Source organism: Oceanobacillus sp. M60 (assembly GCF_053839645.1).
This window is the reverse complement of record NZ_JBSSNH010000007.1, coordinates 200,969-221,957: the sequence shown is the minus strand read 5'-3', so window position 1 is coordinate 221,957 and position 20,989 is coordinate 200,969. Positions and strand designations below refer to the sequence as shown.

21 protein-coding genes are annotated in these 20,989 nt (G+C 39.5%); 6 read left to right on the top strand and 15 right to left on the bottom strand.

All coding sequences use genetic code 11. From position 1 onward, the window contains the following. The first annotated feature begins 5 nt into the window (after positions 1–5). On the top strand, positions 6–368 hold the full coding sequence (locus ACW0TQ_RS17885) for an ArsR/SmtB family transcription factor (protein ID WP_139089108.1): 363 nt from the start codon (positions 6–8) through the stop codon (positions 366–368). 186 nt (positions 369–554) lie between these two features. On the opposite strand, the gene ACW0TQ_RS17880 is transcribed toward ACW0TQ_RS17885, so the two are convergent. Both ACW0TQ_RS17880 and ACW0TQ_RS17875 read right to left on the bottom strand, forming a co-directional pair. After that, positions 555–1,736, bottom strand: a complete 1,182-nt coding sequence (locus tag ACW0TQ_RS17880) for an ABC transporter permease (protein ID WP_368901588.1) — start codon at positions 1,734–1,736, stop codon at positions 555–557. Beyond that, positions 1,714–2,436: an ABC transporter ATP-binding protein gene (locus tag ACW0TQ_RS17875; RefSeq protein WP_042533605.1), complete on the bottom strand. Its 723-nt coding sequence runs from the start codon at positions 2,434–2,436 to the stop codon at positions 1,714–1,716. Before ACW0TQ_RS17875 ends, ACW0TQ_RS17880 begins: the two co-directional genes overlap by 23 nt. 362 nt (positions 2,437–2,798) lie before the next feature. On the opposite strand from ACW0TQ_RS17875, the gene ACW0TQ_RS17870 reads away from it, so the two are divergent. Continuing rightward, positions 2,799–3,461 (top strand): ribonuclease H family protein, encoded by a 663-nt coding sequence (locus ACW0TQ_RS17870; protein WP_455725882.1) that lies wholly within the window; start codon positions 2,799–2,801, stop codon positions 3,459–3,461. A gap of 120 nt (positions 3,462–3,581) precedes the next feature. Here the strand turns inward: ACW0TQ_RS17870 and ACW0TQ_RS17865 are convergent, their stop codons facing one another. Further along, positions 3,582–6,275, bottom strand: coding sequence for a cation-transporting P-type ATPase (locus ACW0TQ_RS17865; RefSeq protein ID WP_193064088.1), 2,694 nt, complete (start codon positions 6,273–6,275; stop codon positions 3,582–3,584). 544 nt (positions 6,276–6,819) lie between these two features. Further along, a complete protein-coding gene (locus ACW0TQ_RS17860; protein WP_368901586.1) occupies positions 6,820–8,259 on the bottom strand; it encodes an RNA-guided endonuclease TnpB family protein in 1,440 nt (479 codons plus the stop codon). Between the two features lie 242 nt (positions 8,260–8,501). Here ACW0TQ_RS17860 and ACW0TQ_RS17855 point away from each other — a divergent pair, with 242 nt between their 5' ends. Further along, complete coding sequence (locus ACW0TQ_RS17855) at positions 8,502–8,711, top strand: hypothetical protein (protein WP_193064087.1); 210 nt, start codon at positions 8,502–8,504, stop codon at positions 8,709–8,711. 35 nt (positions 8,712–8,746) lie between these two features. Here ACW0TQ_RS17855 and ACW0TQ_RS17850 read toward each other — a convergent pair whose 3' ends face one another. The 3 genes from ACW0TQ_RS17850 to ACW0TQ_RS17840 all read right to left on the bottom strand — a co-directional run bounded on the left by ACW0TQ_RS17850 (position 8,747) and on the right by ACW0TQ_RS17840 (position 11,405). Next, entirely contained in the window at positions 8,747–10,222 is a 1,476-nt protein-coding gene (locus tag ACW0TQ_RS17850; protein ID WP_368901585.1) for a DHA2 family efflux MFS transporter permease subunit, read from the bottom strand. 486 nt (positions 10,223–10,708) lie between these two features. Further along, complete coding sequence (gene ymzB, locus ACW0TQ_RS17845; protein ID WP_368901584.1) at positions 10,709–11,059, bottom strand: protein YmzB; 351 nt, start codon at positions 11,057–11,059, stop codon at positions 10,709–10,711. A gap of 175 nt (positions 11,060–11,234) precedes the next feature. Further along, the gene (locus ACW0TQ_RS17840; protein WP_084612954.1) at positions 11,235–11,405 is read right to left on the bottom strand and encodes a YfhD family protein; all 171 of its coding nucleotides are present in this window, start codon (positions 11,403–11,405) and stop codon (positions 11,235–11,237) included. A gap of 347 nt (positions 11,406–11,752) precedes the next feature. Here ACW0TQ_RS17840 and ACW0TQ_RS17835 point away from each other — a divergent pair, with 347 nt between their 5' ends. The 3 genes from ACW0TQ_RS17835 (at position 11,753) to ACW0TQ_RS17825 (ending at position 14,383) form a co-directional block, all read left to right on the top strand. Further along, positions 11,753–11,986: a hypothetical protein gene (locus ACW0TQ_RS17835; RefSeq protein WP_042533609.1), complete on the top strand. Its 234-nt coding sequence runs from the start codon at positions 11,753–11,755 to the stop codon at positions 11,984–11,986. A gap of 371 nt (positions 11,987–12,357) precedes the next feature. Further along, positions 12,358–13,881: a Na+/H+ antiporter NhaC family protein gene (locus ACW0TQ_RS17830; protein WP_368901583.1), complete on the top strand. Its 1,524-nt coding sequence runs from the start codon at positions 12,358–12,360 to the stop codon at positions 13,879–13,881. 67 nt (positions 13,882–13,948) lie between these two features. Beyond that, positions 13,949–14,383, top strand: coding sequence for a GNAT family N-acetyltransferase (locus tag ACW0TQ_RS17825; RefSeq protein WP_455725881.1), 435 nt, complete (start codon positions 13,949–13,951; stop codon positions 14,381–14,383). 133 nt (positions 14,384–14,516) lie between these two features. Here the strand turns inward: ACW0TQ_RS17825 and ACW0TQ_RS17820 are convergent, their stop codons facing one another. The 8 genes from ACW0TQ_RS17820 to ACW0TQ_RS17785 all read right to left on the bottom strand — a co-directional run bounded on the left by ACW0TQ_RS17820 (position 14,517) and on the right by ACW0TQ_RS17785 (position 20,788). Continuing rightward, positions 14,517–15,863, bottom strand: coding sequence for an MFS transporter (locus ACW0TQ_RS17820; protein ID WP_368901582.1), 1,347 nt, complete (start codon positions 15,861–15,863; stop codon positions 14,517–14,519). Between the two features lie 222 nt (positions 15,864–16,085). Next, positions 16,086–16,472, bottom strand: coding sequence for an ectoine synthase (locus tag ACW0TQ_RS17815; RefSeq protein ID WP_042533613.1), 387 nt, complete (start codon positions 16,470–16,472; stop codon positions 16,086–16,088). A 31-nt stretch (positions 16,473–16,503) separates the two neighbouring features. Then, positions 16,504–17,790, bottom strand: a complete 1,287-nt coding sequence (gene ectB, locus ACW0TQ_RS17810; protein WP_226894949.1) for a diaminobutyrate--2-oxoglutarate transaminase — start codon at positions 17,788–17,790, stop codon at positions 16,504–16,506. 8 nt (positions 17,791–17,798) lie between these two features. After that, positions 17,799–18,317, bottom strand: a complete 519-nt coding sequence (ectA, locus tag ACW0TQ_RS17805) for a diaminobutyrate acetyltransferase (protein WP_319022553.1) — start codon at positions 18,315–18,317, stop codon at positions 17,799–17,801. A 328-nt stretch (positions 18,318–18,645) separates the two neighbouring features. Then, the gene (locus tag ACW0TQ_RS17800) at positions 18,646–19,374 is read right to left on the bottom strand and encodes a polysaccharide deacetylase family protein (RefSeq protein WP_042533616.1); all 729 of its coding nucleotides are present in this window, start codon (positions 19,372–19,374) and stop codon (positions 18,646–18,648) included. A gap of 377 nt (positions 19,375–19,751) precedes the next feature. Beyond that, complete coding sequence (locus ACW0TQ_RS17795) at positions 19,752–19,934, bottom strand: hypothetical protein (protein ID WP_042533617.1); 183 nt, start codon at positions 19,932–19,934, stop codon at positions 19,752–19,754. Positions 19,935–20,081: 147 nt separating this feature from the next. Beyond that, the gene (locus ACW0TQ_RS17790; protein WP_052485043.1) at positions 20,082–20,279 is read right to left on the bottom strand and encodes an amidase family protein; all 198 of its coding nucleotides are present in this window, start codon (positions 20,277–20,279) and stop codon (positions 20,082–20,084) included. After that, a complete protein-coding gene (locus tag ACW0TQ_RS17785) occupies positions 20,276–20,788 on the bottom strand; it encodes an amidase family protein (protein ID WP_226894962.1) in 513 nt (170 codons plus the stop codon). The genes ACW0TQ_RS17790 and ACW0TQ_RS17785 overlap by 4 nt, the downstream gene beginning before the upstream one ends. Positions 20,789–20,989 lie beyond the last annotated feature (201 nt).

Sequence of the window (20,989 nt, the reverse complement as noted above, 5' to 3'; positions counted from 1 at the left end):
TTGAAATGTCAAGAGGGAAATGTTATAATAAAATTATGAAAAATACTCATGTTACTGATATTTTTAAGGTACTTCAGGATCCAATTAGAATTCGAATTATTGAGATGTTGCGATTTGATCAAGGAAGGAGGGAGTTTTTTCCGGATTCATCTGAAGCAGAAGGTGGCTTTTGTCCAATGGATATCCTGACGATTTTGCAGGAAGAAGGGATCCATATTTCTAATACCAAATTGTCTTACCATCTCAAGGAAATGAAAAATACTCATGTTATTTACTTAGTCAAGGAGGGGAAACGTAATTTTTATCTGTTTAATAAAGATAGACTGGAAATGATTCAATCCTGGATAAATTTTATATTAAAAGGATAACCACGCATCAATTATTAAAATTAAAAATGTTAAACATTTTATTTTTAACAGGGATAATGAGTGGGTTCTTTAAGGCTAAATGAATAAAGAAAACTCTTTCCCATGAAAGCGGAGAAAGAGTTTTCGATTGATAATAGTTATAACAAATCCGTATTCTTTTTAACCTGCAGCAATCACATTAAATTCTCACACCTTCCGATACCGCCGCATACCCAAAATATTCAACGTTACAAAAACAACAATAAATAAAAACAAAATAGAGAGGGGAGCCAGAATCTCTCCAAATGTAAATCCTTTTAAAACAACATCGATCATCGCATTTCCTGCATAGTACAAAGGCATAATCGGCGCAATCCATTGCAGCCACGATTCCATGGTATCTACATTCAGCATTCCAGAGAAGAATATCTGTGGAATAATGACGAGCGGGATAAATTGAATCATCTGGAATTCACTGCTGACGAATGTAGATAACAGAAGACCAAGCCCAAGGGCAACGAAGCTTAGCAAAATATTAATAATAAACATGTTGGTGATGGAACCGGCGATTTCCATATCTAAAATATATACTGAATATAGGATGATAATCGCTGTCTGCAGAATAGCAAAAATCCCATAGCCGAATAAATAACCAAATACGATCTCAGATTTTCTGATTGGCGTGGATAATAATTTCTCCAATGTGCCGCTGCTTCTTTCTTTTAACATCGACATACCGGCGATTAAGAAGACAAAAAAGAATACAAAGAAGCTGACTAAAATGGGATTTAAAATTTCAAAAAAGGTATTGCTTTCATCGCCATAGATATATTCTACAGTAATCGGGTCTTCATCCATATCGATTTCAGAATCGATGTCTGTATCGATATTCGTGTCCATATTTATATCCATGTTCTCTGCGATTTCTGGAGGTAGCTGCTCCATCATTTCTTCTACGCCTGCTGACATATCTTTCATATTACTTATCATCTCATCGATATTATCCGAAAGGTCATTTAAATTTGTTTCCATTACAGCCTGTGAGCTTCCCTGAATAGCAGGACCCTCATCCATCGGGTTATCATTCAGAATGGTCAATGTCCAATTCCCATCCTTTTCCTCTAAAACACCGCTGGCATTTCCTTCTTCCAGATAAGATTGTATATCCATCTCGTTTTCCTGTTTTACGATGATATCATTATCTTCTAAAATATCGATTACCTCATCATTGACATTAACTGCAGCGATTGTTACCTCGTCATCCGGATCTGGAAAAATATAATTCAATAGCGTAATGACAAAAATAGGAGCCAGAAATAATAATGCAAGAGTACGTTTATCACGTAGAACCTGATTGCAAATTCGTTTAATCAGCTGAAGCATTCGCATATTCGATTTCCTCCAATTTTAAAAAGACTTGGTCAATATCGCTGACGCCAAAGTTCTCTAATATTTCCTGCGGCGTACCGCTTGCTGCAATTCCTTTATTTTTCATTAATAACAGCTGGTCACATTTCATGGCTTCATCCATAATGTGGGTCGTAATTAACAGCGTACTTTCCTTTTTCAAATCATGCAGTTGATCCCAGATATTTAATTTAAGCACGGGATCAATCCCGACCGTAGGCTCATCTAAAATCAAATACTCAGGCTGATTAATTAAAGCAATCGCAAGTGATAAGCGGCGTTTCATTCCGCCAGAGTAGTGGGCTACCAATTTATTTTTATCCTGTTCAAGCTGGACGAGATTCAGCGTGGACTGAACTGCCTTATTGGATATTTTCCTCCCGTACATATGAGCAAAAAATTGAATGTTTTCCAAACCGGTTAAATCATGGTATAGCGAATCACTTTGCGCCATATAGCCGATTTTGTTTAAAAGTTTACGGTTGGGAACCGCTGTATCATCGATTTGGATAGAACCAGTATCGTATTTTTCCATTCCCATCAAGCATTTAATCAATGTCGTTTTCCCTGTACCTGAAGGACCAATCAATCCGGTGATTTGATTGGCGCTAATATCTATGGAGACATCTTGCAGAATCGTTTGTTTTCCAAAGCTCTTGGACATATTGGATAATTGCATCATAAAACACAACACCTTTCATATAAAAGTGAGTACTCACTCATTATAATATCAGAGTAAGGCTATGATGACAAGAATCTTTTTGGAGAAACTGCTTGGGTTTACGATAAAAAATGATTGCAACAAATACAAAGTTTATCGGATCGCTATTCTGTCGCTTCTCTGAAAGTGGCAATGGCTGGTTTGCTTATAATCCATTTTTTGTGTATCTTTTTTATTGAAAGGGCTGATAGGATAAACATAAGCTACTGTTGGTGTTTCATTCCTTATCGCTTTTCTGACAGATGTATAAATAGAGGGTTATGGAAATACTATCGGAGAAAGAGAGCAGTTTTTCGTTTCCCGATATATAGACCGGAGGCAAAATGATGAAAGTACGAATCGAATATACCTATCAGACACCCAAAGGGGTTACTGCAGCTTTTACTTCTGAGGACATGGAGGCATCAAAAGCGTTATTCATCGTTGAAGATATAAGGAAAATGGGACGTATGAAAAATGTCGTATTCGTCGATTCTCATGAGCATACATGGAGTTTAAAAGAATTACGTAAGCAGATGGAAGAAATTCAAACAGAACCGCATGATATAACTGTTTATTTTGATGGGGGATTTGACCTCGAAACAAGCCATTCCGGTTTGGGCTGTGTCATCTATTATCAACAGAATAATACCTTTTACCGTTTACGAAAAAATGCAATGGTGGAAGAACTTTGTTCGAATAATGAAGCAGAATATGCTGCATTGCACTTGGCACTGGTGGAATTGGAGAGACTGGATGTCCATCATCTGCCTGTCTCTTTCTATGGCGACTCCCAGGTTGTTGTGAATCAATTAATGGGAGAGTGGCCTTGTTATGAGGAAGAATTAACAAAATGGGCAGATCGAATTGAAAATAAAATGAATCAATTGGGAGTTATCCCGGAGTATAAGCACATTTCACGTAAAAAGAATCGGGAAGCGGATCGATTGGCTGGTCAGGCATTGAAAGGGATGGAAATAACAAGCAAAAAAGAACTAGCGGAGTGAGGCAGGGAAGGGATTCTCTGCTTCTTTTGCATGTTAACGTCATTTGACTCCATACAGCTTGCATGATGACAAGCAGCTAATAACATTAAAAAGACAAGGATTATCCCTGTCTTTTTGTCGTTATGCTTTCCCATTTTCTTTGTTAAATGCTCTTGCAGCAGAAATCTTCCGGGTAATATATTTCTCGATTTCAATAATGGTAAAGGTCATCAATCCAATCGCAAAAGGATAGACCCAGTATTGCGCCTCGATTGGATATAAATCAAATACATTCCTTAAGAATGGAATATACGTCACCGTTAATTGAAGAAGGATCAGAACGCCCGCAAGCATAAAAGCGATCTTGTTTGAGAAGAAATCCTTATTAAATGCAAAATGTCGTTCATTTCGCACATTAAACACATGGAAAACCTGTGCGATTACAATGGAATGCAGCGTAATCGTTGTTAACTGTTCCGGTGTATAGTGTTCCGGATCACCAAGCAGGGTTACATTCATGGTCATAATGGCTCCGCCGACAAGCAATGATACGAGAATAATCCGGAAAATATAGTAGGGACTGAGCAGTTTTGCGTTAGCCGGGCGCGGCGGCCGCTCCATTGCTCCTGGCTCCAGTTTTTCGAATGCCAGTGCGAACGAAACGGTTACTGCTGTCACCATATTTACATAAAGGACTTGAATCGGGGAGAGCGGCATATTCATTCCTACGATTAAAGCAGAAACAATCAAGAATGCTTCCGCGCCATTGGTTGGCAGGATAAACAGAATCGTTTTCTTCAAATTATCGTAGACACGCCGTCCTTCCTTCACGGCATTGACAATCGTATTAAAATTATCGTCGACCAGCACCATTTCGGAAGCTTCTTTGGAGACTTCGGTTCCTTTGATGCCCATGGAAACACCGATATCTGCCCGTTTTAAGGCTGGAGCGTCATTGACACCATCACCTGTCATCGCTGTGATTTCTCCGTTTTCCTGCATGGCGGTTACCAACTGCAGTTTGTTCTCCGGACTGGTGCGGGCGAAAACATCTACCTTTTGGGCTGCAGTCAGCATCTCCTCTTCAGACATCTGGTCTAAATCGCGACCTTCGAGAACATTGTCTTGTTCGGTAATGCCCATTTGCTTAGCGATAGCCAGAGCTGTTGCCTTATGATCTCCTGTAATCATTTTCACCTGGATGCCAGCTTTTTTACAAACTTTCACTGCTTCCATCGCTTCTTCTCTAGGAGGATCCAGAATGCCAGCCAAACCAATTATGTTCAATTCTTCACAAACGTCTTCGTGATCAATCTGTGTTTTGTTGTTATCAACGTATTTATATGCTGTGCCGATAACTCTTTCTCCTTTGCTGGAGCGTACGAGCGTTTTATCCTCCCAAAGCTTGCGTTGTTCAGAACCTTCTGCCAAACCTGCCATATCAAACAGCCGGTCGGGGGCTCCTTTGACATAAATGATTTTTTCTCCGTCTTTTTCCACGAGTCCTGCCATGTATTTATAGCTGGAATCGAAAGGAATTTTAGAGAGGAGGGGAAGCCGGTCTATTTCCTGATTTGCTTTTTCTGCCAGCGTGACCAAACACCCTTCTGTCGGTTCGCCGCTGATTGTCCATTCTTCATCGTCATCTTTTCGCAAATAGGCATCATTGACTGTTAATACGTTACTTAAAAACAGTTGCAGTTCTTTATCCTCTGCAATATCTATTTCTTGATTATTTTCAAGAATTTTTCCTTCTGGTGCGTATCCTGTACCTGTAACATCCAAGTGCCTGTCGGAGAGTTCAATGGATTGGACGGTCATTTCATTTTTGGTAAGCGTTCCTGTTTTGTCCGAACATATCACGGTTACTGCTCCGAGTGTCTCTACAGACGGCAAATTACGCATAATAGCATTGTTTCTGGCCATTACCTGCATACCTAAGGAAAGAATGATGGAAAGAATAGCAGGCAATCCTTCGGGGATAGCAGCAACAATTAAGCTGATAACGTAGAGTAACAGCTCTCCAATCGGATAGTCATAGAAAACTGCTGCAAAAACAAATAATAAAGCAGCAATGCTGACGATAGCGATGGAAATCATTTTTCCAAAATGCGCTGTTTGTTTTAATAAAGGTGTCTTTAATTCTTCCACTTCTGCAATGGACTGGTTGATTTTACCGATTTCCGTATTTGCTCCGGTGGCTGCGACAATCCCTTGTCCCGATCCAGATACAACCGCTGTTCCGGAAAAAGCCATATTTAATCGATCTCCAAGGACCGTATCCTCCGGCAGGATGTCTGTATTTTTTTCGACGGATGTTGATTCACCAGTGAGAAGGGATTCTTCTATTGTCAGCCGGCTGGCGGCAGTCAACCGTAAATCTGCGGGAATTTTATCTCCTGGAGACAATAATACGATATCACCCGGTACCAGATCGCTGGAAGCGACTTCCTTGCGCTCCCCGTCACGAATAACTGTTGACTCCAAAGAGAGCATCTTTTTAATGCCTTCCAATGCTTTCTCGGCTTTGTTTTCTTGGAAATAGCCGATAACCGCATTAATCAGAACCACCATTAATATAACGACAGTGTCTGCATAATGTTCTAAAACAATCGTAAGAACAGCGGCAGCTAATAAAACATAAATTAACGTGTCATTAAATTGGCGTAAAAATTTTAGCCATTTTGGATCCTTCTCCGGCTCCGGTAATTCATTTTTTCCCCATTTTTGTCTGCCTTGTTCCACTTGCTCTTTGCTTAAACCATGCTTTATATCTGTTCCAAGCTCTGATTCCACTTGCTCTGTCTGCATGTTAAACCATTTTTTCTGTGCCATAAGCACGTGCCCCTTTCTTCCTGAACCCGTTTTATCTTTTACGAATAAATAGGAGTAAAACGTTTCAAGGAGGTTTAAACTAGAAATGAACGTTAAGGGGTGTTTTTCTGCTGCTTATGAATCGTTGATACAGAGGTAATGAAAAGTATCCAGCAGAAAATCACGCCTGATTTTTTATAGCTGTAACCATCATCCATCACCTCTTTCTATCTTGAAGTAAATGTATCCTCACTTATAATGATGAAGGATATATAAGGACAGTTCAAGGAGCATTGGTTGAAAATTTTCGACAATTTAGTGATGGTCTTTTTGTTAATACGGTATGAATGCTTTTAAAATGGAGGCAAGTAATCTGAAAGGAATTTTTACAGTACAGCTATGCGAAATGAATACTCCCACCACTTAATTTCTACTGAAATTTGAAGTGGGGGTTTCTGGGGTGTCGACTTTCAAGATGACGATTAACCACCAGTGGAGTTGACACGTTGGTGTGCTAAAAACACCCAACCCCGCTATCCCATTGGTCCTGCCTTTGGGACTACTTTTATTTGAGAATGATTGCTGCCGGTCGAAGCAGCATCTCAATGCAAGCGAAGGGTTCTTCAAATGCTTCCCGAAATATTTTCCTCATAATATTTCCGGCTCCATTGACATCGGCGTTCATCATAACTCCATTCTTGGACTGATAAAGCCCGCGTTTTATTCGCTTACCTGAAAAAGCTTTTTTTGAAGTCTTTTCACCGTAAACAGGGATTTCATCCTGATCAAGAAAGCTCGCTTTCGATGTGTAGGATTCTTCTGTCATAATGACTTTGATTCCATGTCTCTGAGCTTTGTATTCAATCATTTCCATCAAAAGACGATGCGGAATGGTTGTAAACGATTGGTTGTTTCGTTTCCCCATCTTGGCATGTTGTTTCCACGCTTTATTTTGCCCAATAATGATGGTATCAATATCCTCTTCCAGGGCTATTTTTTCGATTCGGTAACTCGCTTTATGAAATAAATCTTTGATTTGATTAAAGCGTCTGTAGTTGATTTTCTTCAATCGTTTAGACGTAAACAGACCTTCATTGGTGTTTTTACCCTGTCTAAGAATTCCGTGGTAATGCGCTTTCAATTGGTTGTAGCGTTGATTGATGGATTTGATATTTTTGCCCTTCACTACAACAGGCTTTCGTCCTGTATTGGTGACAATGGTTGCAAGGTTATCCATTCCTAAATCAACGGACATGTACCGTTTTTTCGATGCTTTCATTTTTTGTTCTGACGGTACTTGAAAAACCAGTTCTACGACGTAGTGACCATACTTTGGGATAAGGCGGACTTGTTTCAGTCTTCCTTCCGTAAACCCTAATTTACCGATGTTTAAACGTTCCTTCGTTTTAGGAAACTTCAAAAACTTATTCTCTTTTATGACACAATCTTGGTTTGAAAAAAGAACTTCTTTTTCTTTCTTACGACTATATCCTGGAATTTTTGGTCTTGCTTTAAACTTTGAAAGGTTCGTTTTATATTCTCGTAAACTGCCATAAAATGCTTTCCAATTTTGGAACACCGTTTTCATAACCCCTTGACTCGATTGCGTTGGCAGAGAGCGATAATCGTCTTGTGCCATGGATTTAAAAAGAGCATCCAAAAAATTGTAATCAACATAAGGGTTTTCTCTAGAAGGTTCTTTGAATACATGACACTTGATTTCTTTTCGTTCTCGGGCGGGTTTGGAATGTTCTTTTACGACCTTCTTTTGATAAACAACGAATTGGTTATCGTTGATTATTGGCATATGTTTTTGGATAGCGTCTAACACTTCTTCCTGAAGCGGCTGCAACGCTTTTTCCTGCGTGAAAGCTGTAAATACTTGCCGGATATAAAAATTGGTCGTGTTATGCATATTCTTTGCATTTTGACACATTTCTTTGAAATATCCGTACATACGGTGATTCATTTTTACCCATATTTGCATCGTTTGGTAATTCGCCATTTACTTTCCACCCCTCTAAAACGAACTAACGTTCTGTAATTTATTTTACTATAAAGGGAATAAAAATTCTAGCGAAAAAACCGCCAATTCACCTCCCACCTAAAATTCCATCGAATTTTTGAGGAAGGAGTCCTCTTGGCTGAAATGATAGATTGAACTAATAATAATCAAAATAGTTTAAAATAGGATTCGATATGTTAGCATGGAAGGGAATTGAAATAGAACACAGGGGTTGTGATACAATGCTATGGTTAATTTTATTAGCTGTTCTGATTTTAGGGGGTTATTTGATTATCAAAGGTTCAACCAGAGGGTATAAGATACTGGGATATGTCATTATAGGATTCACAGTTGTATTTGCAGTGGTGATTTTATCCAGTATCGGTGTTAAAACAAATAACATAATAAATGAACAGCCCTCAAATGAGGGGGATTCCATAATTGTTGATTAACATAAGAAAACCGGACCGCCTTTTGCCCGGTATTCTTATGTATCCTTAGGTGTATCCTTCGGGAAGAACCATAGAATAATAAAAGTCAGTGTACCAATTACGAATAGACCAAAGAACACCGTGTGAAATGCCTGGGTCCACCCATCCTGCATTAAAGCCAGTGTATCTGGCGGGATAGATTCTCGTAATCCTTCATTTAAAATAGCATTTGTATTTGGCATATCTTCATCGATTGCTTGCTGCTGATAATATTGCTGCAGGCGCAGATTAAGAATACCGCCTAACAATGCAGTACCGATTGCACTGCCAATGATACGCATAAACATATTTAAAGAGGTAGCCGACCCTCTTGCCTGCCAGGACACACTATTTTGAATGGCTACGATAAATGTTGTCGAAGTCAGCCCCATCCCTATTCCAACAATAAAAGAGCTGAAACCGGCATAAATGGGCCCTTTTTCTGCATCAAGCAGGAAAAAGAGAAATGTGCCCACAAATAATGCGATACCGCCAAGAAATGCTGTTTTTCTAAAGCCGATTCGTAATACCATATGACCGGCGGCAGTGGCTGCAATTGGCCAGCCAATGGATAAGGTGCTCAAGGTAAAACCGGCCACAATCGCTGATTCTTCCATGACTCCCTGTACATACGTAGGAAGAGAGCTGCTTAAACCTAAAATAATCATACCGGAAAGTAAGGTAGCGATATTGGCAACGATTATTAATTTGTTCTTCCATAAAGATAAAGGCATCATTGGCGCTGCGCATCTCTTCTCCTGCCAAATAAATAAGGAAATACAAATGACAAAGAGTCCAAGGAGACCGAGCGTTTCTGGTGACAACCAAGCCCAATTTGTACCTGCCTGTACAAACACGATAATCAGCGATGATATGGCTATAAAAAAGAAGCTTGTCCCAAGATAATCGATGGTTTTCTGTTCTTTATCCACTTTTTCATGAAAGAATAGGACAACTCCGGCCAAGCCGATAAGGCCAATCGGAATGTTCATCCAGAATATCCAAGCCCAATCAATGTATTGTACAATGACTCCTCCCAGAAGCGGGCCGGCAACAGAGGATATTCCCCAGACACTTGCTAAATAACCCTGTACTTTGGCGCGTTCTTCCAAATTATACATGTCTCCGACCATGGTAGTTACTATCGGATGAATGGCCCCGGCGCCCAGCCCCTGGATAAGCCGGAAGATAATAAGGGCAGTCATCGTTTCTGCTAATCCGCATAATAAAGAACCAATCAGAAAGATAACCACACCAATGACAAAGATTGGTTTGCGGCCAAATAAATCAGCTAATTTGCCATATATCATCGTGGTGACTGCCTGCATTAATAGGAAACTGGAAAAGACCCAGCTGTACAGCGTGAACCCGCCTAAATCGGATACAATGTTAGGCATGGCAGTGGCAATAATGGTTCCTTCAATTGCAGCCATAAACATAGATAATACGAGGGCAATAAGCACGATAGGCCGTTTGGTTTGTTTATGTACCATCTATAATTCCTTCCTTTACTCTAGCTATTTGTTTCTACCCACTGTGCAAGACTCTCTGGCCACAGGTGATTTTGCGAACTATCAAAAGTCTTTTCAAACCGCAGTACTAATCTATAATCCAATTAGCTTTATTGTAGCAGATGCTTTCTTATTTTGTAAGAAATGGAATGCCAGTTTCATAGTTCATTGTCCGAAATGCGTCAGCAGGGGAGGCTCGTTGAACAGATTTAATATTCCTTTGTTGGAAACCGGATAATCTATTCTTTGTTATGATATTTTCATAGAGGGTGAGGAACTATCAGTTAAAATGGATAGCTCCTATATTTTTCGCTTTCATTTTAAGTTGATTATAACTGCCTGCAATAATAAAGAAAACTTGGTTGTCACCTAGACTTTAAGTGACAACCTTAGTTACACTTATGCAATAAGAAAGTGTAAACTTTCTTAACTGCCAAAAAAAGGCTATTGCAGCCTTTTTACCGTCATTTAAACTAACTCTATTTTATATACTCCACGATCCGTAGTAATAAAAAACTTCTGTCCATTAAATTCAAATAAAGAGTTATCCTCCAAAGGGATTTCATAATTGGATGACGGAAGCGGTTCATCGCTCATCGTTGGCAGCGCTTCGATTTGTCCGTCTCCGTTTAAAAGTAAGCTATGTTTTGGAACATAGTCATCAATTCTGCGGGTATTCTGGTCATAGGATATGCTTTGCAGATGGATTACTGTTTGATCGATATCGTTTATTTCATGCTTTGTAATTTTAATTGTTCTTCCGTTCCACTGTTGTATCAGCGTATTAAACTCCTCAATGGATAAAAAACCGTGCTCCATAGAACAACCCCTCCTGTGTATAATTTTTCCTTTATGCAACGAAAATATACAGGAAGAAAGGAAATAAAAAGAGGGAAGGCTGCAGGCGGATTCTGAGCGGGAAGAGAAAGAGAATCTGAAGGGATAATGCAATGAAGCGATTCGGTTATTGAACCGAATCGCTCCGTTGTACCAATTATTTTTCATGTGCCCGTTTATCAGCAGCGCGGCTTCTTGCTTGAGCTTTTCTGTCTTCTGCATCAGCAAACTCATCTGAAAATTCAACATCTATGCCGTCAGATATTTGATTTTTTGGAGTTTGTGACAAAAAATTATTTTTTCTTTTCTTATGCTCATCTCTGCCCATTGGGAACACTCCTTTTAGGTTGTATATAATTGGTTAGTCGAACATTCGGCCAGACAGATTGAAGATTGCAATACATCGAGCCGCTCTGTGAAGGCAGCTGCTGCACCGCCTTATCCCCTAGATAACATAAGGGAAAACTGTACTGACATATCTGTATTTTTAACAGGTTTACGATACTTATTCATTTTTTCCGCTGGTAAAATTAGAACATACTGTACCGCTTAAACTTGTGGCAGTAATCTGTGACGGTTATTAAAATTTGTTCAAGCAGAAATTTTCGCATAATAATGTTTAGTAATCTGTTTAGAAAGGAAAAGTATTAAAAAGACACAGAGAGGTGGATGAAAATGTCCAACAATGAAAAGCGTTCTTCAAAAAGCGGAAAACCGAATCGGAATGAAGAGCGAAGAACCATGCTGGATGAACATGAAGAGCAGATGTTTGTCGATGACGTTCCATTGGAAGATTTAAAAATAGAAGCTAAGGATGAGAAACGAAAAACGAAATCGAAGGATGATTCGCAAAGTGAAAAGAAGCATAAGGAGAAACAAAATAAAGACAACGACAGTAAAAAACCCTGAGCATTCTTGCTGAGGGTTTTTTTGATATGGAGAGAATCTCTTGAAATTCATTAGAAGCTGCCATCGCAATGAATTAAGTTCTCTATAAATAAATAGACGGGTTTAACTGTGTAGCCAGTTATTCAGTATAATTATTCGTTAAAATGCATAAATATTAGGTATTTTGTTTCATTTATTTTTATCTTTTCCGTGATAGAATAAGGAACATATATTAATTAGCAATAATTTTTATTTTCAATTTATCATGGAGAAAAGCAAAACGCCACTGAATGAAGTTTCGTTATCTTATGAGATGAAATAACTGATAAGGATGTATGTACATATCATTCATACTTCATTTAGCAAAGCATCAAGAGAGAAGGAGAGGAAAGATGGAGCATATGGGATGGCTATCGCTAGTTCCGCCAATTTTGGCAGTGATTTTAGCGATTCTAACGAAAAACGTTATTATTTCATTATTTTTAGGCGCCTTTGTCGGCGTACTTATTATTGTAGGAGGAAATCCATTAACTGCGACAACCGAAACGATAGGGAATTTTCTGTTTCCGCAATTGACGGACAGCTACAATGCGGCGGTGCTTGTCCTGCTATTTTTTATCGGAGGATTTGTAGCTTTAATCGAAAAATCAGGGGGAGGCGCTGCACTTGCAGCAAAAACCGTCAAATCGATTAATTCCAAAGTGAAAGCTCAATTATCTGCCTGGCTGGGCGGTTTGATTATTTTCTTCTCTGATTTGGGAACACCTTTGATTGTAGGCCCTATTTTTGAAAAAATATTTGATAAAGCAAGAATTTCCAGAGAGAAGCTGGCATATATCATTGATTCCACGTCATCTCCAGTTGCAGTACTGATTCCTTTCATTGGCTGGGGAGTCTATATTATGGGGCTGATAAGAAGTGAATTTGATGCACTGGGAATAACCACATCGGAGTTCGATACCTTTGTTCAAGTCATTCCATTCCAGTTCTACGCTATTTCCGCAGTGTTAATGATTCCACTAATGGCCGTATTTAAATTAGATTTTGGTCCGATGGCAAAGGCAGAACGGAGAGTGAGAGAAACCGGAGAACTGTACTGGAAGGATTCCAAGCCGCTTCGGAGACCGGATAAGGAAGCGGACAGTAATCAAGAAGGCAAGGCGATTTTAATTTGGCTGCCTTTATTGGTATTATTCATTACATTGTTTGGCTTGCTTTCCACAAAAGGATTTCCATTTGAGCCGGTAGATGGAAATGACTTCCGCGTCTCGCTGACAACAGCTTATTTATTTTCGGCTATTACTATTTTTATTTTATTAATCAGCTTCCGTCTGAAAAAGTTTGCGGAGATTTTTGATATTTATACCTCCGGGATGCAAAAGATGGTGTATGTTGCTGCGACGTTAGTGCTTGCATGGTCGCTTGGAACGGTTATCAGTGAGATGGGGACAGCGAATTATATTGTAGAATTGATGCAGGGAAGAGTGCCGGCGTTTATCATACCAGCATTACTCTTTGTTATCGGGGCAATAGTTTCTCTTGCTTCCGGCTCTTCCTGGGGAACCTTCGCCATTATGCTTCCAATCGCTATTCCGATGGCGGTTGCATTAGATGCACAAGTACTTGTCTGTATCGGCGCTGTATTGTCAGGCGGTATTTTCGGAGATCACAGCTCCCCGATATCTGATACAAGTATTCTGTCATCAACAGGAGCTGGTGCAGACCATATTGACCATGTGAAAACACAGTTCCCTTATGCATTGACCAATGCAATCATTGCGATAATCGGTTTTGTGATTGCAGGTGTGACTGGCAGTCCGTGGACCGTAGTACTGACAATTGTATTGCTTGTGTTAGCAGCTTTTGTATTATCAAAGTTGACAAAAAATAAATATGAATCGAAAATGAATATATAACAGAAACATGCCTTGCTGGTGAAGTGAGGCATGTTTTATTTCAATTTTTTAAATGGAGGAAGTAATAATGCAATGGAAAAAGCCTGGTAGTGATGATTACGCTGCCTTAATTGAATTATGGGAGAAGTCTGTTTTGGCAACACATGATTTTTTAGCATCTGAGGATAGAGAGGCACTTAAGAAGGAGATTCCTGCTTATTTTCCGCAATTAGATATGAAAATGTGGTTTAAAGATACTACATTCGTTGGATTTTCCGGTGTGAATGCGTCTCAGCTAGAAATGCTGTTCTTAGACCCGGATCAAATAGGGAAGGGGCTTGGCAGCAGGATTTTAAATGATTTAATTGAAAAGGACGGTATTAAGACAGCAGATGTCAATAAAGATAATACATCGGCTATTGCTTTTTACCTGAAAAACAACTTCCAAGTTACTGGAGAGTCAGAACAGGATGACCAGGGGAGGGATTATCCGATACTGCATTTGTGTTTGAATGCGAAATAATATACGGACGTAAAATTGCAAGGTAAGGAGAACGAGTATTCTTTTTAACAATAGCATAGGAAAAAGGACCATTAAATAAAGCCGCTTGCTTCTTCGTGAAGCAGCGGCTTTATCTTATAGTAAATTATTTTCGTTAGGCAATTTGATGCTTTTTCACTGGTACTGCCCGGTCAAAGCTTGCATGTTTTTCTCTGACAGTAATAAAGCAAACAGCTCCAATCAAGCTTGGTACGGCAAATGCCATAAATGCATGCTGCGGGTCTAAATTGGTTGATAACAGGAGGGCGATGGCTACGGGAGCCATGATACCGCCAATCCGTCCGACACCGACAGCGATACTTAATCCGGTCGTACGAATTTCCCTCGGGTAAAATTCTGAAATATACGGATTCACTAAATTTTGAGTACCTACTGTACAAGCGCCGGTTAAGGTAATGATTAAATACAGTAAGAGCGAGCTTGTAGTGATGCTTAATAAAACAAAACAGAGTGAACCGATAAAAAACATCAGGATTAAGACGGAACGATGACCGAGACGATTCACTAACATCCCGCCGAATATGGAACCGGAAATTTGACCGACAGCAAGCATCAGATTAAAGGATAAGCTGGATGTCAGACCGTGACCGGCGTCCACCATAATTTGCGGCAGCCAGGTTGTCAGCCCGGAAATAACGAGCATGGAGCAGGTAACTGCAATCCAAAAGGCGATGGTACTGCTGGTCCGCTTATTAGAGAAAACCTTTTTAATCGGAATTTCCTTCGTGCTTTCCTTGAACGCTTCATATTCATAGTTATCAGAAGCTTGATAGTTACCGCCAGGATCAACTTTATTGAGAATCTCTGCAATTTTATCGCCTTTTTTCTTGGTCAGATAATAAGAAACGGATTCCGGAAATTGCTTTAAAAACCATGGCAGAGCAAGAAGCGGAATAATACTAATCCAATATAATAGTCTCCAGCCCACCATTTCCATCAAGTACATACCAATCAAGGAGGCAATAATAGCGCCGATGGAATAACCGCAATACATCGTAGCAATGGTTAATGGCCGTTTCTTCACCGGAGAATATTCACCCATAATAGCTACGAGGATTGGCATAATTCCTCCCAAGCCCAGCGCCGCAATCACTCTCATTATCATAAAGAGGGTGGGGTTCTGTGCAAACCCGGCTAAAAAGGTGAAAAGGCTGAACAAGATTAAGCAAATTGCAATCGCTTTTTTACGCCCAATAAGATCCGAAATAGAACCCAGCAGGAAGGTGCCAACCATCGTACTAATCAGCGTATAGCTGCTGATTGCGCCAGCCTCGATTCTGCTGATATTAAAATCCTCCATCATCAATGGCAGCCCAATCCCATAGATCGCCACATCGAAGCCATCAAAGGCAATGGCGAAAAAGCACCAGAGAAAGATAAGTAAATGAAATTTATTAAACTTACTGTTACCTAAAACCTGTGTTGTCTGAACCGTCCGCATGTTTAAAAAACGTCCTTTCCTTTAAATAATCGAAGTGTAATGATTATTTAAAATACTACCATGAAACCATGGTTATAAGGTAATTGTAAAAAGGTATCGTTCGCTATAGGTAAAAGCTATGTCAAAAAAGGAGAGGATAGAAGCAGTTGTTTGTAATAAATAAGGTACGTAAAAAAATCCTCTGATAGAAGCTATTCTTATCAGAGGATTTTAGAAAGTAATTTATTCTGTTAAAAGCGGATAATATCCTTCTTTATTATGCGTTTCTGTTCCAACTAACGGCGGGTTGAAGACACATACCATACGCATTTGGGTGCGTGCCCGCAGACGGTGCTTATCATTTTCATCTAGCAGATACATCGTGCCAGGCTTAAGCTGGTGTACCTCTCCGGTGGAGACCTTTTCGACTTCTCCTTCACCTTCAATGCAATAAACCGCTTCAATATGGTTCTTATACCAGAAGAAATTATCTGTCCCTGCTTTGATAATGGTATCATTCATGCTGAAGCCGACACCATCTTTATTTAAAATAAAGCGGCGGCTCTCCCAGTTTTCCGATTTTGTTTCATCTTCTGTTCCAATTAAATCTTCCAGTGATTTTACGATCATTTATAAATTCTCCTCTCCGTAAACCATATCTCTATTTTTTTAAAACATGCTTTATACTGTCTTCCAGAATGTCTAAACCTTTTACCAAACCTTCCTGATCAATAATCAAAGGCGGCAGGAATTTCACCACTTCATCATCTGGACCAGAGGTTTCTACAATAAGTCCGCGTTCAAATGCCTCCGCACAAATTTCACCTGCTAAACCTTCCTTCTCCACAGCAATGCCCTGCATTAAACCTCTGCCTCTAGCTTCTCCGTTTAACTCCGGATAGTGGTCAATCAATCTGTTGATTTCTGATTTAAGAAATGCGCCTTTTTCTTGTACAGCATTGGCAAAATCATCATTTTCCCAATTTTTCAGTGCTTCGGTTGCAGCAAGAAAGGCCATATTATTGCCGCGGAAGGTTCCATTATGCTCGCCCGGTCCCCATTGATCATATTCTGACTTGATTAACGTAATCGCCATCGGCAGACCAATTCCTCCAATGGATTTAGACAGGCAGACTACATCTGGTTTAATTCCCGCCGGCTCAAAGCTGAAGAAGGTGCCCGTCCGGCCATTTCCTGCCTGGACATCATCCACAATCAGGAGAATGTCCCAGCGTCTGCATAGTGCTTCTACTTTTTTCAGCCATTCCATGCGTGCAGCATTAATCCCGCCTTCTCCTTGAACGGTTTCCAGAATGATGGCAGCAGGGAGGGCAACACCGCTTCCGCTGTCTTCTAAAAAGCGATCCAGATAAGCAATCGAATCATTGTCCTCCACATAATTATCAAATGGCATCGAAACGGCATGATGCAATGGAACTCCGGCACCATGGCGCTTGAAGGAGTTTCCTGTCACAGAAAGGGAGCCAATCGTCATCCCGTGAAATGCATTGGTAAAGCTGATAACTGTTTCTCGTCCAGTTATTTTTCTGGCGATTTTCAGCGCGCTTTCTACGGTATTTGTACCGGTAGGGCCAGGGAACATAATTTTATAATCCAGATTTCGGGGCTTGAGAATGACATCAGTAAAGCGTTCCAGAAAATCTTTTCTGGGAATCGTAGCCATGTCCAGGCTGTGAATCACGCCGTCATTTTTAATATATTCAATTAATTTCTCCTGCATCGCATCGTCATTATGCCCGTAATTCAATGTACCTGCGCCTGCAAAGAAATCAATATATTCTTTTCCATCGGTATCCCACAGCTTATAGCCTTTTGATTTTTCAAAAACAGTCGGCCATCCTCTGCTGTAGCTTCTTACTTCAGATTCTAAATTTTCAAACGTTTTCATTTTCGCATCATTCCATGTTGCTGTTGTCAATGAAATCATTCCTTTAATTATTTATTTTCTGTAGCAATCGGTCCAATTGTAAACAGTAGCTCATCTTCATGTTCTTCCTCTTCATCCGGAAAATCATCCGTTACATAGCAGTCACTGATATGACACTCCGTATCAAGCTTTTTAGCGAGACCTTTAAATAAAGACTGAGAAGGTTGATTGGATGGAGAAACGGTTGCTTCTACATAATCAATCTTTTTACAAGCTTCGCGCTTTAATAATTGGCGCAGCATTTTCGTTGCTAATCCGTTACCTCGAGCGGAAGCATCTACAGCAACTTGCCAGATAAATAGTTTATTCGGATTATTCGGATTTTTATACCCGGAAATAAAACCGAGCGTTTTCCCGTTTTTTTCTGCAATGATGGAGGTTCCTGAAAAGATATCGCACCACATTAAGTAACTGTAGGAAGAATTGAGATCAAGCACCTTGGTAGCTTTAATCAGTTCCCAAACAGCTGCCCCGTCATCTTTTGCAGGTTCTCGAAAATAAAAATCGTTTTCTTTTTCAATAGTCATTGTCATATTATTTGTTGTGTTTGTATTAATGCTCTCACCTCCTGAGTGGATTTTTTACTTACCATATTAGATTAACATAAGGAAAAATAACGTCAAAACGCATATAACGGAGAATAACGCGATTATTCGTGATAAGAAGGGGTGAGGGTAAAATGATTGCCATTGGCTATAAATAGCTTTGAATATAACAGAAATAATCCGTTTTATAAACTTTTGGGGAAAATAAAATAATGAATTAAATAATTTATTATTGAAGAACAAAACAGCTGTCCGCTCATTTTTAGGGGAGTAAATGATTAAGGGACAGCAATAATAAAGCTTGAATTGATTAATTTTCTTTTAATTTTTCATCCATTTCCATCATTTCAGATACTGTAATGGTTTTATATTGGTTTTCAGCTAAATAATCAAGAATAAGCGGGAGAGCTTTAACTGTTTGCTCTCTTTTTCCTCCTGCATCATGAAACAGTACGACATCCCCCGGGGAGATATTGCTGATGACGTTATCTGCAATGGTTTTATAATCTACTCCGTCCCAGTCTTTCGTATCTTGATCCCAAGACCACAGTGCAACATGTAATTGGTTTTCTCGGGCTTTCTTTACAATCGCATCATTATAACTGCCGCCGACCGGCCGGAAAAGCTTTGGCCGATTTCCTGTGATGGCGTAAAGGATATCAGAGGTTTCTTTCATTTCTTGACTAAGTCTGCTGAGTTTCATGGTGTGATCATAGGTGTGATTGCCGAGTTCATGCCCTTCCATTACTTGCCGATGGATGATATCTGGGAATTTTTCTGCGTGAGCTCCGAGCACAAAGAAGGTAGCTGCGGCTTCGTATTCAGCTAATATATTGAGAATGGCAGGAGTGTATTTTGAATGCGGACCATCATCAAATGTTAAAGCAATTACCTTTTCCTCCGTTTTTGCATCCCAGAAAATATCTCCGTCTTTCTCAAAATCAAATCTATCTTTCGCATATATCTGCTCTTGGATGAATAGAAAAGCACAAGAAGTCAGAAGCAGGTAACTAATCGCATAAAATATTTTTTTCTTCATTTCACACCTCTCATTTTCAAAAAATAAGTTAAACTTTAAGTATTTATGGACGTAATTAGTTATTAATTAAATCTATTATTTGCTAAGAAGCACGTTTTTATCATAAGCAAATTTTGGAGAAGAAAAGAGGAAGGCTAAACCAACTTCTTCATTTTAAATATACTGTAAGAAAAGCTGTATAAAATGGATGACTTAAAAACGCATGATGGAAAGATGCTTCCAAGAAAAGGTTTTGAAAAGCAGGAGCAGAAAGGTGAAAAAATTAATTACTAAAAAGGCAAAACTTAATTAATTCCTCCAAAAGTTTAGCTATAAAAAGATACCTGAATCAGGATTACTCTCCAAGGATTCAGGTATCTGACAAAAACAGGGCTTAACTATTTGCGGTTGCGGTTATTGCGTCGCTCGTTGTTGTGGTTGTTGTTATCTTCGAAAGCATTCTCGTCGATAAATTCATTTTCATTGGCAAATTCCACGTTATTGATTTCTTGATTATTGCGGTTCTCATTATTGCGGTTTTTGCGTTCATTTCGGTTAAAGTTACGTTTATTGTTATCCATGGAAAGCCCTCCCATTATTCTTTATGAGAAAAACATTCATTTTTGAAGCGTTACTTGAAGCAGAAGCTTCCAGTACAAATGTCGTCCTCGAATTATATTTTACCCCCTTATCAAAAATTCACTCATTATTTCGAAAGCCATATTTTGTTATTTTTTACCGTCCAAACCCATTGGAACGGCAAGGCTCGGTGTGCCGGTTAAATTAACTGGAACAAATGGCAGACATCTTCTGATAACTTCCAGATTTTGCTCTACCCATTGTTCACTATAGATATGAGGCGTGATAGGTATGTTTGGACCGAGCAATATATCGACCTGTTTAAAAGCTTTCTCAAAACCTTTCACCAATTGTCTCCGGGCCTGCTGCGCCTGATATATTGCGGTGTTTCAGTTAAAGCGCCGGCCAGAAAGAAACTCCGTATGTCTGCAGAATATTCGTTTGAATGGGTCTGGAGCCATTGGTGGTGTAAAGCAGCTGCTTCGCCAGCCGCTATCGTATAGCCGGAAAAGGTTGATAAAGCTAATTCAGGAATTTCTACATCCACTATTTCAGCACCTAAATAGAGGAGTGTTTCCATGGCATGTTTGAAAAGGATTTCTATATCAGGGGCCAGGTCTTGGAGAAAGTATGCAGGGGTACCAATTTTGATTCCTTGGATTCCATTATTTAAATCGGATATATAATTTGGAACGGACACATCCAGACTTCCCGGATTATTTGCATCAAAACCCGCCATATAATAAAGCATACATACTAAATCAGAAACAGATCTTGCCATGGGACTGGCAGTATCTAAAGTCATAGCTGTAGGAAAAATACCATGCGTACTGACTAATCCATAAGTTGTCTTCAGACCGTAAATACCGCAGATGGAAGCGGGTAAGCGAATGTATTAAAATGTATCTGATCCAGCTGCAAGCTCATGCAAATTTTGCTTTCCGAGCATATTGCCGCTTGCTCTTACCAATTTATCTCCGGTTGTCGCATTTTTTTAGAAATAAAATCTATAAAAAGTCTGGAATGGAGTATATTCCGGCGTAAATGGAAGGTAGAC